This is a genomic window from Micromonospora sp. NPDC005707 (assembly GCF_040631005.1).
Taxonomy (GTDB): domain Bacteria; phylum Actinomycetota; class Actinomycetes; order Mycobacteriales; family Micromonosporaceae; genus Micromonospora.
This window is the reverse complement of record NZ_JBEXYR010000007.1, coordinates 387091-399748: the sequence shown is the minus strand read 5'-3', so window position 1 is coordinate 399748 and position 12658 is coordinate 387091. Positions and strand designations below refer to the sequence as shown.

At 75.4% G+C, this 12658-nt stretch carries 9 protein-coding genes; 5 read left to right on the top strand and 4 right to left on the bottom strand.

The window, feature by feature from the left end; genetic code table 11:
* Positions 1–90 precede the first annotated feature (90 nt).
* On the bottom strand, positions 91–1101 hold the full coding sequence (locus ABZ452_RS17010; RefSeq protein ID WP_357943549.1) for a LacI family DNA-binding transcriptional regulator: 1011 nt from the start codon (positions 1099–1101) through the stop codon (positions 91–93).
* 127 nt (positions 1102–1228) lie between these two features.
* Here ABZ452_RS17010 and ABZ452_RS17005 point away from each other — a divergent pair, with 127 nt between their 5' ends.
* The gene (locus ABZ452_RS17005; protein ID WP_357943547.1) at positions 1229–1813 is read left to right on the top strand and encodes an ABATE domain-containing protein; all 585 of its coding nucleotides are present in this window, start codon (positions 1229–1231) and stop codon (positions 1811–1813) included.
* Positions 1814–1864: 51 nt separating this feature from the next.
* On the opposite strand, the gene ABZ452_RS17000 is transcribed toward ABZ452_RS17005, so the two are convergent.
* Complete coding sequence (locus ABZ452_RS17000; protein ID WP_357943545.1) at positions 1865–2008, bottom strand: hypothetical protein; 144 nt, start codon at positions 2006–2008, stop codon at positions 1865–1867.
* Positions 2009–2039: 31 nt separating this feature from the next.
* Here ABZ452_RS17000 and ABZ452_RS16995 point away from each other — a divergent pair, with 31 nt between their 5' ends.
* Positions 2040–2591 (top strand): DUF5872 domain-containing protein, encoded by a 552-nt coding sequence (locus tag ABZ452_RS16995; protein ID WP_357943543.1) that lies wholly within the window; start codon positions 2040–2042, stop codon positions 2589–2591.
* 98 nt (positions 2592–2689) lie between these two features.
* Here the strand turns inward: ABZ452_RS16995 and ABZ452_RS16990 are convergent, their stop codons facing one another.
* Complete coding sequence (locus ABZ452_RS16990) at positions 2690–4033, bottom strand: glycoside hydrolase family 18 protein (protein ID WP_357943541.1); 1344 nt, start codon at positions 4031–4033, stop codon at positions 2690–2692.
* A 270-nt stretch (positions 4034–4303) separates the two neighbouring features.
* Here ABZ452_RS16990 and abc-f point away from each other — a divergent pair, with 270 nt between their 5' ends.
* The 3 genes from abc-f (at position 4304) to ABZ452_RS16975 (ending at position 8782) form a co-directional block, all read left to right on the top strand.
* Positions 4304–5941 carry a ribosomal protection-like ABC-F family protein gene (gene abc-f / locus ABZ452_RS16985; RefSeq protein WP_357943539.1) on the top strand — a complete coding sequence of 546 codons (1638 nt, stop codon included), beginning with the start codon at positions 4304–4306 and terminating at the stop codon, positions 5939–5941.
* Between the two features lie 43 nt (positions 5942–5984).
* Positions 5985–7133, top strand: coding sequence for an acyl-CoA dehydrogenase family protein (locus ABZ452_RS16980; protein ID WP_357943536.1), 1149 nt, complete (start codon positions 5985–5987; stop codon positions 7131–7133).
* A 107-nt stretch (positions 7134–7240) separates the two neighbouring features.
* Positions 7241–8782 (top strand): long-chain fatty acid--CoA ligase, encoded by a 1542-nt coding sequence (locus ABZ452_RS16975; protein WP_357943534.1) that lies wholly within the window; start codon positions 7241–7243, stop codon positions 8780–8782.
* A 21-nt stretch (positions 8783–8803) separates the two neighbouring features.
* Here the strand turns inward: ABZ452_RS16975 and ABZ452_RS16970 are convergent, their stop codons facing one another.
* The gene (locus tag ABZ452_RS16970) at positions 8804–12571 is read right to left on the bottom strand and encodes a CHAT domain-containing protein (protein WP_357943532.1); all 3768 of its coding nucleotides are present in this window, start codon (positions 12569–12571) and stop codon (positions 8804–8806) included.
* Positions 12572–12658: the final 87 nt, after the last annotated feature.

Genomic DNA, 12658 nt, shown 5'->3' with positions numbered 1-12658 from the left:
TGATCCCAGCACCTCGCAGGGCGGCGTCGATTGTAGGACACGCCTTCACATCCGCGTGCCGCGCCGAAACCACAGTGGACCCGCGGATGGTCACCCGGCCGGGCGGGTGCTCTCCCGGGGCAGGATCGCGTGCGGCGCGGTGATCCGGGCGGGCGGGGCGTCCGGACGGTCCAGCCGGGCGCTGACCAGCGCGACCGCCTCCCGGGCGAGGAACGTGGGATCGGCGGAGACGGAGGTCAGCGTCGGTCGGGAGTAGCGACCCTCCTCGCTATCGCCGAACCCCATCACGGCCAGGTCCGCGGGCACCCGCAGCCCGGCGTCGGCGGCGGCCCGCAGGGCGCCGATGGCGAGCCGATCGGAGTAGCAGAAGAGGGCGTCCGGGCGGTGCTGGTGCGCGAACAGCCACCGGGCGGCCTGGTAGCCGTCCTCGTAGCGATGCTGGGCGGTGGCCCGCAGGTAGCCGGCGGGTGGGTCGAGTCCGGCCCGGCGGACCGCCCGCTGGTAGCCGAGGGTGCGGGGCTGCGCCGGCCGGGTGACCTCACCCGGGCGGGCGCCGATGGCGGCGATCCGCCGTCGCCCGGTGCGCAGCAGGTGCTCGACGGCGTCCGTCGCGGCGCGGACGCCGTCGAGAGCGACCTGGTCGCAGCGCGGGTCACGGCTCTCGCCGAGCAGGACGAGGGGGGTGCCGGTGCCGAGGTGGGCCTCGATCAGGCCGGGCGGCACCGTGTCCGTGCCGATCAGGACGGCGTCGACGCCCGGCGGCGCCCCCGGGTGCGCCAGGGGTTCGGGACGCCCGGTGGCGGGGCCGAGATGCTCGACGACGACCCGGAAGCCCCGGCCGGTCGCCGCCCGGACGACCTCACGCGCCAACCCTTGCAGGCCGGGCGCCTCGATGTCGGGAACGATGAGCGCGAGCAGGCCGGTGCGGCCGGTGCGCAGGGTTCGGGCCGCGAGGTTGGGGCGGTAGCCCAGCTCGCCGACGGCCGCCCGCACACGGCGACGCACGTCGTCGCTGACGTGCGGGTGGTCGTTGATGACGTTCGAGACCGTCTTCACCGACACGCGGGCGTGCCGCGCCACGTCCCTGAGCGTGGTGGCCACGATCCGTCCTCTCACTCCGCCCTTCTGACACCAGCCAACCGCCTTTGCTGGTGTACACACCCGACGATCCCAGAGCGAGCTACACCGGTCAAGGCACTACGCTGGTGTGGACGGGAGGGAGAACGAGGTGAGCGACGAGCGACCGGTGCCGGCCGCCGTGCGGCTGGTGCGCGACTTCGTCAACACCTTCGAGCCGCAGGTCGACGAGGAGTTGCTGACCACGCCGGACGCGTTGCGGGACTGGCTCACCGAGCGAGGGGTGATCCCCGCGGGCGCGCGGCTGGGTTCGGCGGACCTCGCCGTGGCCCGTACGGTCCGCGAGGGCCTGCGGGCGGTGCTGCTCGGGCACGCCGGCCACCCCGCCGACCCCGGGGCGCTGCGCCGCCTCGACGAGGCCCTGGCCGCCGTGCCCGTGCGGATGACGCTCGCGGGCGGCGGTCCGCGCCTCGTCCCCGCCCGGACCGGGCCTCTCGACGTGGCGATGGCCGCCCTGGTCGAGGCGATCCGGCAGTGCGCGCAGGACCAGGTGTGGACCCGGCTCAAGGTGTGCGACCGGGACACCTGCCGGTGGGCCTACTACGACGCCTCCCGCAACCAGGCGCGTCGCTGGTGCTCCATGGCCGGATGCGGCAACTACGTCAAGATGCGCCGGGCCTACGCCGTCCGCCGCGACCGCCGGTCCCGGACGCCGGACACCGGCCGGGACGGCTGACCCGGCAGCCGGGCGCGCCGCCCGGCCGGGCCCTGGGCACGGCGAGCGCGGTCACGACCGGCGGTGCCGCGCGCCGGCCACCGGCAGCGCGCGGGCGGCACCGACCTCGAAGGCGGCCCGGTCGCGGACCCGGTCGCGGGCGTGGGCCAGGAACCCGACGGCGGGATCGGCGCCGGTGACGCCGGCTGGACGCATGTGACCCGCCGTCGGCGGGAACGCCTCCGGTATGGCCAGGTACACGAAGCCCGAACTCCGGGAGCGGCTCAAGGAGGAGATCCAGGCCTCCGACAAGGGCGGCCGGCCGGGGCAGTGGTCGGCACGCAAGTCGCAACTGCTCACCAACGAGTACAAGAAGCGCGGCGGGGGCTTCGAGGGACCCAGGGACCAGCGGCAGCGCTCACTGCAGCGCTGGGGCGCCGAGGAGTGGCAGACCCGGTCGGGCTCCACCCGGGCGCGCCGCAACGGTGAGACCGCGCGCTACCTGCCCAAACGGGCGTGGGAACAGCTTTCGGACGAGCAGCGGCGCGACACCGACACGAAGAAGCGGCAGGCGTCCCGGTCCGGGCGGCAGTTCGTGGCCAACACCGGGCCAGCGAAGCGCGCCCGTAAGGCGGCCGACGCCGCCGGATCCCTGTCGGACCTGCCGGTCACGGAGGCGGTCAAGCTGGTCCGTGGCCTCGACACCCGCCAGCTTCGGGCGGCGCTGCGGCGCGAGCGCGGTGGCAAGGACCGCAAGACGCTCGTCCAGCGGCTGGAGTCGGAACTGGCCCGGCGCTGACGAGGGGTCGGGCCCGCCGGCAGCGAGCGGCCGGCGGGACGGCGCCGGCCCCCGCCGCGGGCCCGGAGGACGGCCCGCGGCGGGGGCGGCGGGCCGCGCTACGGCGTCGTGAGACCGAGGCTGATCGTCCTGGTCAACGTCGCGTTGTCGTCGTCGCCGTCGAGCGACCAGACCATCGCCCCGGCCAGGCCGGCCCGTCGGATGTAGAGCGTCTTCTGGAGCACCACCACCGGATCGTCGTACGTCCAGAGGGTCGTGCCGTCGAACAACCAGGCATGCCCGGCGCGCAGGTCGCGGTGGACGGTGTAGCCCTTGCCGGCAAGGGTCTTGAGCTGCTTGTAATCCTCGGAGCCGGCCTCGAAGGTGGCCGGCGCCGGCCCGGCCGCGGGCTGGAACAGCCCGTCCCCGCCCCCGGTCACGCCGGTCCAGCCGCGCCCGTAGTAGGGGATGCCCAGCACCAGCTTCCCGCGCGGCGCCCCGCGGGCGAGCCAGCCGTCGATCGCCACCTCGGCGGAGAAGTCCGGGTCGTCCGGCGCGCCCGCCGGCACGCGCAGCGCCGACTGCTGGTTGGTCACCGGATCCCAGGAACCGTGGAAGTCGTATCCCTGCACGGTGGCGAAGTCGAGGTACCGGAAGATCTTCCGGCCCTCGTAGCCGGCGTCCATGGTGGCCGGGTTCGCCGGCAGGAACGCGGTCAGCGCGTAGTGCCGGCGGGCCTGCCGGCCGTACGCGTCGAGTTGCCGGCGGAACTCGGCGAGCAGCTTGGTGAAGTTCTCCCGGTCCTCGGGGCGGATCACGTTGCCCGGCTCGCCGGGCCAGTTCGGCCACTCCCAGTCCAGGTCGATGCCGTCGAAGACGCCGGCGGCCGCGCCCGGGCCACCGCTGCCGCCGTCCAGGACCGGCAGGTTCCCCTTGAGGTAGAGGTCGATGCAGGAGGCCACGAACGCGCGGCGGGAGGCGTCGGTGCGGGCGGCGTCGGAGAAGTACGTCGACCAGCTCCAGCCGCCCAGCGAGATGAGCACCTTCAGGTCGGGGTGCCGCGCCTTGAGCTTGGCCAGCTGGCCGAAGTTGCCGTTGAGCGGCTCGCCCCAGGCGTCGGCGACGCCGTCGACGCTCTCCTCGGCCGGGACGGTGCGCTGGTAGTCGGCCCAGGCGTCCCCCTCGCCCGGCCCACCGTCCACATAGCAGCGCCCGTCGGCGCTGATGTTGCCGAAGGCGTAGTTGACGTGGGTGAGGCGGCTCGCCGCCCCGGACGTGTCGAGCTTCTTCACCGGGAAGGCCCGGCCGTAGATGCCCCACTGGGTGAAGTAGCCGACCCGGTGGTACCCGGTCCGGCGGGCGGACCCGTCCGCCGCGCTCGCGGCCCTCGGTGGACCGGCGGTGATCAGCAGGGTCGACAGGGCGACGAGGGCGGTGAGGCGGCGGTGGCGGAACGGTCGCATCGGCACTCCCACGGCGGACGGAGCGGGATTAGTTAAGAGACCTTTCTGATCGATGAAGCTAAGCCGGTCGGCAATCGAGGTCAAGAGCGCCGCGCGGAGTTGCTAGGCTGGTGGGTGCGCGCCCTGATCGACCGCGCGCCGACTCGAAGGAGACAGACATGACGGGCGACGACGACATCTCCGGGTGATCCCGGCCCACCTCGTCGCATCCCTGTCTCGTCATCCGGGCGGCCGTGCCCTGCCCGGCTCAACCCTTGAGGGTCTCTTTCGATGTCCGACACCTGTGTCGTGTGCACCAACCTCTCCTTCTCCTGGCCGGACGACACCCCCGTCTTCCAGGACCTGTCCTTCACCGTGCCGCCCGGCCGCACCGGCCTGGTCGCGCCGAACGGCGCCGGCAAGACCACGCTGCTGCGGCTCATCGCCGGCGACCTCACCCCCACCGGTGGCGCCGTGACCGTGGACGGCGTGCTCGGCTACCTGCCGCAGAACCTGCCCCTCGCGGGCGACCTGACCGTGGCCCAGGTGCTGGGCGTCGACGCGGTGCTCGGGGCGCTGCACGCCATCGAGTCCGGTGACGCCGCCGAGGAACACTTCACCACCGTCGGCGACGACTGGGACGTGGAGGAGCGCAGCCGGGCCGAACTCGACCGGCTGGGTCTGGGGGACGTCCCGCTCGACCGGCGGCTGGCCACCCTCAGCGGCGGGCAGGTCGTCTCCCTCGGCCTCGCCGCGCAACTGCTCCGCCGCCCCGACGTGCTGTTGCTCGACGAGCCGACCAACAACCTCGACCTCGACGCGCGGCACCGCCTCTACACGGTGCTCCAGGAATGGTCCGGCTGCCTGCTGCTGGTCAGCCACGACCGGGCCCTGCTGGACCGGATGGACCGCATCGCCGAACTCGACCGCGGGGAGGTGCGCCTGTTCGGCGGGAACTTCACCGCGTACGAGGAGGCCACCCGGGCGGCCCGGGAGGCGGCCGAGCGCACCGTGCGCGGCGCCGAGCAGGAGGTGAAGCGGGAGAAGCGGGAGATGCAGCAGGCCCGGGAGCGGGCCGAACGCCGGGCCGGCAACGCCGCCCGCAACCTCGACAGCGCCGGCCTGGCCCGGATCGTCGCCGGCGGGCTCAAGCGCAGCGCCCAGGAGTCGGCCGGCCGGTCCCGCCAGACGCACGCCAACCGGGTGAGCGAGGCCCAGTCCCGGCTCGACGAGGCCAGCAAGGCGCTGCGCGAGGACCAGGCGCTGACCGTCGACCTGCCGGAGACCACCGTGCCCGCCGGCCGGACGGTCGTGGCGGGGGAGCGGATGCAGGTCCACCACGACGGGCGGGCCGTCTTCGCCGAGGACGGGGTGGACCTCACCATCCGGGGGCCCGAACGGATCGCCCTGACCGGGCCCAACGGCGCCGGCAAGTCCACCCTGCTCCGGCTGCTCCAGGGCGATCTCGACCCGGAGGGCGGCCAGGTACGCCGGGGCGAGGGCCGGGTCGCGTACCTGTCGCAGCGGTTGGACCTGCTCGATCCGGACCGGACGGTCGCGGAGAACTTCGCCGCGTACGCCCCCGACCGGCCGCCGGCGGAGCGGATGAACCTGCTCGCCCGGTTCCTCTTCCGCGGCGCGCGGGCCCACCTGCCGGTCGGCGTGCTCTCCGGCGGCGAACGCCTGCGGGCCACCCTCGCCTGTGTCCTGTACGCGCAGCCGGCGCCGCACCTGCTGCTGCTGGACGAGCCGACCAACAACCTCGACCTGGTCAGCGCGGGCCAGTTGGAGAACGCCCTGGGCGCGTACCGGGGAGCGTTCGTGGTGGTGAGCCACGACGAGCGGTTCCTCGCCGAGATCGGCGTGCGGCGGTGGCTCCGCCTCGACGCCGGCCGGCTCCGCGAGGTGCCCGCGCCCGATCCGGCCTGAGCGGGTCTGGACGGACTTAAACTTGCGCCGCTAGTTTAAGCCGATGGACCTTCAGCTCTCCGCCGAGCAGGTGGCGGCCCGCCGGCTCGCCGCCGAGTTCGTCGACCGTGAGGTCGTGCCGCACGCGGCGGCCTGGGACCGGCGGGAGGAGGTCGACCCCGACATCGTCGGGAAGCTGGGGCGGCTCGGCTTCCTCGGGCTCACCGTCCCCGAGGAAGCCGGCGGGTCCGGCGGCGACCACCTCACCTACTGCCTCGTGCTGGAGGAGCTCGGCCGGGGCGACTCGGCCGTCCGGGGCATCGTCTCGGTGTCGCTCGGGCTGGTCGCCAAGTCCGTCGCCGCGCACGGGTCGGCCGCCCAGCGGGAGGAGTGGCTGCCCAGGCTCTGCTCCGGCGCGGCGCTGGGCTGCTTCGCGCTCACCGAACCGGACAGCGGCTCGGACGCCGCCGCGCTGCGTACCCGGGCGGTCCGCGACGGCGGCGACTGGCTGATCACCGGCACGAAGACGTTCATCACCAACGGCAGCACCGCCGACGTGGCGCTGGTCTTCGCCCGCACCGGCGGCCCCGGGCACCGGGGCATCACCGCGTTCCTGGTGCCCACCGGGGCCGCCGGGCTCACCCGGAGGCAGATCCACGGCAAGCTCGGCCTGCGCGGGCAGGCCACCGGTGAACTCCGATTCGACGCCGTCCGGGTGCCCGACTCGGCGCGCCTCGGCCCGGAGGGCGGCGGTTTCCGGCTCGCCCTGGCCACCCTGGCCAAGGGCCGGATGTCGGTGGCCGCCGGCTGCGTCGGCATCGCGCAGGGCTGCCTGGACGCCGCGGTCGGCTACGCCGGGCAGCGCAGCCAGTTCGGCAAGCCCATCGCCGGCCACCAGCTCGTGCAGCAGCTCATCGCCGGCATCGCGGTCGACACCGCCGCCGCCCGCCTGCTCGTGTGGCGGGTGGCCGACCTCGTCGACCGCGGCGAGCCGTTCGCCACCGAGGCCTCGATGGCCAAGCTGTTCGCCAGCGAGGCCGCCGTCCGCGCCGCGAACAACGCCGTCCAGGTCTTCGGCGGGTACGGCTACATCGACGAGTTCCCCGCTGGCAAGTACCTGCGGGACGCCCGCGTCATGACGCTCTACGAGGGCACCAGCCAGATCCAGCAACTGCTCATCGGACGCGCGCTCACCGGCGTCAACGCCTTCTGACCACAGGACGAACCCACCGACCCGGGGAGGGGATCCGGCATGAGGAGCTACGCCCGCATCGAGAGGTCGGCCGCGTCGACCGGCCGCCCGTTCCGGAGGGCGGCCCGGTGACCGCGCTGTCCCTGGCCATGGTGCTGGCCGAGGCCGCCCGCCGGCACCCGGACACCGTGGCCGTGGTCGACGGCGACATCCGGGTCAGCTACGCCGAGCTGTGGCGGCAGGCCCGTGGCTACGCCGCCGGCCTGCGGGAGTTGGGCGTCGCACCGGGCGATCCGGTGGCCCTGCTGGCTCCGAACGTGGTCGACTTCCCCCGGGTCTACTACGGCGCCCTGGCCGCCGGCGCGGTGCTGGTGCCGGTGCACCTGCTGCTGACCGTCGACGAGGCGGTGCACGTGCTCCGCGACAGCGGCGCGAAGCTGCTGGTCTGCCACGGCTCGCAGCTCGCCCTGGGCGCGGCGGCCGCCGCGGCGGCGGGCGTCCCGCTGGTGACCGTCGGGCCGGGTGGCACCGGCGTGTCCCGGCTGGAGGAGGTGAGCGAGCCGGTGCCCGCGCTGCCGTCGTACGTCACCCGGCAGGCCGAGGACACCGCCGTGGTGCTCTACACCAGCGGCACCACCGGTGTGCCCAAGGGGGCGCTGCTCACCCACCTCAACCTGGTCATGAACGCCACCGTCAACGTCTTCGACGCCAACGACGCACGGCACACCGACGTGGTGCTCGGCTGCCTGCCGCTGTTCCACAGCTTCGGCCAGACCGTGGCGATGAACGGCACCTTCCGCGTCGGCGCCACCCTGGTGCTGCTGAGCCGGTTCAGCGGGCCGGCCGCCGTCGACCTCATGCTGGCCGAGGGGGTGAACGTCTTCCACGGCGTGCCGACCATGTACGTGGCGCTGCTCGACGCCGCCCGGGACCGGGCCACCCTGCCCCGGCTGCGGCTGTGCGTCTCCGGCGGGGCGTCGCTGCCGGTGGCCGTGCTGGAACGGTTCCACGCCGCCTTCCACACGACGATCTTCGAGGGCTACGGGCTCTCCGAGACCTCGCCCACGGCGACGACCAACCAGCCGCACTTCGGCACCCGGCCCGGCACCATCGGGCACCCGGTCTGGGGCGTCGAGGTGGAGATCGCCCGCGCCGACCTGGACGACCGGATCGAGCTGCTGCCGACCGGCGAGCTCGGCGAGATCGTCATCCGCGGGCACAACGTCTTCGCCGGCTACCTCGGCCGGCCCGAGGCGACCGCGGAGGCGGTGGTCGACGGCTGGTTCCGCAGCGGCGACCTGGGGCGCAAGGACGCCGACGGGTTCATCACCATCGTGGACCGCAAGAAGGACCTCATCATCCGGGGCGGCTTCAACGTCTACCCCCGCGAGGTCGAGGAGGTCCTGGCCCGGCACCCTGCCGTCGGCCAGGTGGCCGTGATCGGCGTGCCCGACCCCCGCCACGGCGAGGAGGTATGCGCCGTGGTGGTGGCCGATCCGGCGGGCCCCGGCCTGCCCGCCGAGCAGGAGCTGATCGACTGGTCCCGCGCACACCTGGGTCGCCACAAGTACCCGCGCCAGGTCCGCTACGTCGACGCGCTGCCCATCGGGCCGAGCCACAAGGTGCTCAAGCGGGAGCTGCGTCGCACGGTGGCGCCGCCGGTGGACTGAGCACCCCGGCGGTCGGCGCGCTCACAGCGGCCGGTTCAGTCCGACGTGGAGATGGCCGGCCCACCGGGTCGGCGTCGCCAGGAACTCCTCGCGGACGGCCCGTACCGTCTCGGCGAGCACCCGGGGGGCCGCCGCGGTGTCCGGCGGGCGGGTGCCGCCGTCGGTCAGCCCGGCGTAGAACGCGGCGGCCACCCGCGCGCTGTCCGGGGTCCGCCAGGTCGTGCCGATCACCCCCCGGAAGCCGGCGAGCTGGAACGCGGCGGCCAGGTGCAGCGGTTCGTCGGTCAGCCGGGGGTGCGTCGCGGCGGAGCCGCACGCGGACAGGAAGGCCAGTTCGGCCCGCTCCAGCTGGTAGGAGCCCACCATGTGCGGGCTGAGCGAGCGCCCGCCGCCGATGCGCAGCCCGCCGGTCAGCATCGAGGCGATGCGCGTGTCGGCCTCGGCGTGGCAGGCGAAGTGCGCGATCGGGTGCGCCCGGAGCGCGTCCTCGACCGCGTCGGGCGCCACCTCGGTCCCCGCCAGCACCGTGGAACCGGGCATCAGCCGGGCGACCTGCTCGACCTCGGCGCGTACCTGCGACAGCGCCGGCAGGTCCCGCGCGGTCGGCACGCCGACGACGGCGGCCGTGGCGGCCGCCTGCCGGGGCGGCCGGTCCGCACCGGCGTGGGCCAGAGCCGTGAGGGTCGGCGTCCAGGACGACACCGCGCGGTCGAGGACGGTACGCCGGCCGCCCGGCTCGCGGTGGTGCCCGGCCGCGTGCAGCGGGAGCCGGGCCAGCGGGCCGGCCGGGCACCACCAGATCCGTGGCGGCGGGCCGTCCACGGGGGCCAGCAGGTCGAGCACCGGCCCGGCGACGGCGTCCCACAGCCAGGCCAGAATGCCGTGCAGCTCCTCCTGGGCGGCGGCGCGCCGGTCGAACGGTACGGTCGGGTCGGTCGCGTCGGCCACCGCGGCGTACCAGGTCACGACGTGCCGCTGGACCGTGGCCGCGCGCAGGCCGGGCAGGGGCACCGGCCGCACGGGCCGCTCCGGGTCCGCCGGGACGAGCAGGGCGTGGCCCCGGTCGCCGTGGGTGGTGACGACGGCGACCGGCATCCCGGCCAGCCGGCGGCGCAGCAGCGGCATCGACGGCGGTCGGAGGAAGTCGCCGAATCCCGGCAGCCGCCGGATCCGCTCGACCACCCGGTCCCGTTCGGCGGCGAGCTGCCGGGTCTGGGCGAGCCAGACCGGTCGGGGGTCCCAGTCCCTGGTGGAGCTGGCCAGCACCTCGCCGGACTCCGTCCGGCGTTCCACCTGGACGGTGAACTTCCGGACCTGCGTGTAGGCGTCCGCCTCGGCCAGCTTCCGGTCGATCCGGTCCAGTTCCGCGGCGAGCCGGGCGTCGACCGCGCGCAGCTCCACCCGGCCGCCGCGGATCCCCAGCGCCTCGTGGAACAGCAGGCCCCGGCCGCGTTCCAGGAGTTCGACGGCCCCGTCGGCGTCGCCCGCCGCGATCGCCGCGGCGGCCGCCTCGGTCGCCACCCCGCCCAGCGCCGCGACCGTGCCCAGCCGGCGGTGCCCCGACGACGACCGGTCGACCGAGGCGGGCAGCTGCCGCACCGCCCGCTCCAGGGCGGCCAGCCGGGCCGCCGGGTCGCCGGCCTCCCGGGCCAGCTCGGCCTGCTGGCGTTCCGCGTCGATCGCGGTTTCCGGCTCCACCACGGGCGACGCGGCGATGGCGGCGTACGTCGAGATGGCCTCCGCCCGCGCCCGGTCGGCGTCCGGGCCGCCCGCCCGGGCAAGCGCGGCCGCGGCCCGGGCGAGCAGCCGGGCCCGCAGCGGCCACCAGTGGTGCCCGGTCGGGGTCTGCGCCACCGCCTCCCGGGCCAGCCGCACGGCGTCGGCCAGCACGTCGGGATCACCGCCCAGCAGGTACCGCTGGAACCGGGTGTCCGCGATCGAGCTGCCGATCCGGGGCTGGTCCGGGTGCTCCGGCGGCAGCAGGGCGAGCGCCTCGCGGAACGTGCGTTCGGCCGCCAGCAGGCCGGCCTCGTCGGCCCGGCGCACCGAGTGCAGGGCCAGGCTGCTCGCCTGGTTGTGCAGGAAGCCGACCCGGCGGGAGTCGCCGGCGGGCAGCGCCTCGGCGGCGCGCCGGCTGGTCTCCACCGCCTCGGCGAGCAGCGCGTCGTCGGGGGCCAGCACGGCCCGGCGGGACAGGATGCCACCGAGCCGCATGAGCCGCATCGGATACGCCTCGTGCTGCGCGGGCGTCTGCTTCAGGGCCTCCCGTTGGTGGCGCAGCGCCTCGTCCAGCAGTTCCGGGTCCTCGGCCAGCCAGCCGGCGTCGGACAGGGCGCCGGCGAGGACCGCGAGCTGCTGCGGGCGCGTGTCCGGCTGACCGTCGGCCAGGTCGAGCGCCGCGCGCGCCGCGGAGACGGCGACCTCGACCAGGTGCTCGACCTGCCCGTGCACCCCCGCGTCGGCGGCCGCGCCCGCCAGCAGGTTCAGCGCCTCCCGCCGCAGCGGGTGCCCCGGCCCGGCGGCGTCCAGGGTCAGCTGCGCCCAGGACGCCGCCCGCGCGGCGCCCGCCAGTTCGCCGCCGTGTTCCCAGCGGGCCAGCTCCGCCTCGCCGAGCAGGAGCAGGGCCCGCGCCCGCCGGGGATCGAAGCCCGGCACCGCGGCGACCAGCACGGCGGCCGACTCGTACGCTTCGGTCAGCGCCGACGGTGCCGTATCCACTGTGACGCGTCCGGCCGTTTCCTCGGCCCGCCCCAGCAGCCGGTCGAGCACCGCCGGCCGGTCGGAGGCGGTGACGATGGTGCCGGCCGGATCCGCACCGATCTCCTGGACCAGTTGGTTGACGACGGTGTTCAGCCGCTCGAGGGCCGGGGCCGCCCCCGGATGGTCGGGTGGCATGGTGAGGACCGCGTCGCGCCAGGCGGCGGTCGCCTCGAGCAGGAGCGCCACCGACGCCTGCTCCGGGATGTCGTGCAGCCGGCACAGCGCCGCGCCGAGCCGTGCCACCACCCGCGGATCGGTGGGCTGCCGCCCCCAGGCGAGCTGTGCGGCGCGGCGGTGGTCGCCGACGGCCAGTTCCAGGGCCCGCGGGCCGGCGCCCCGGTCGAAATAGAGCTCGAACAGCTCGCCGCGGCGGACCAGCCGGTGCACCCGGTGCGGATCCCGCGCCGAGGTGGCGGCCAGGGCCTGGGACACGGCGTCCAGGGCCTCGTCGTAGGTCCGGGCGTCCCCGCCCTCCTCGGCCAGGGCCGTCAACGCCTCGGCCAGGTCGGTCAGCAGCGCGGCACGGAGCAGGTCCGCCGCCTCGTCGCGGTCGCGGGCCAGGTACGGCAACCACTCCCGGTAGAGCGTGACGAGCATCCGCAGGGCCTTGTCGGAACCCGCCCGGTGCCGGTCCCGGAGCCCCGCGATCCGGCCGGCCTGCTGCGGGCTGAGCAGGACGTCGGACAGCCGCGGGCCGTCGGGCCGGCCGGCCTCCGGCTGCTCGTCCCGGATCAGCTCCGGCACCGCGTCCGGGTCGTCGCGGCACCCCTGCCGGAACAGCGCGACGGCGGCCCGGCGCTCCCGCAGGCCGTCCAGCCCGGGCAGGTCGAGGTAGCGGTACCAGTGCAGCCGGGCCAGCTCCCGCGCCGCGGACCGGCCGGCGCCGCGGTCACCGGCCGCCGCGGCGAGGAGGTGCGCGTCGGCCGACAGGTCCGGTCCCGTGAGGACGGACGGGTCGCCGGTCTGCTCGTATTCCGCGAGCAGCGCCGCGACCCGGCGTACGGCGGCACTGGTGGTCCGTCTCGACATCGCCACTCGATCCCCGCGTCGGCCTGCGATCTCCGGTGCCCATCCTGCCCGCCCCGGCCGGTGGGCGGAAGCGGGGCGACGACAAGC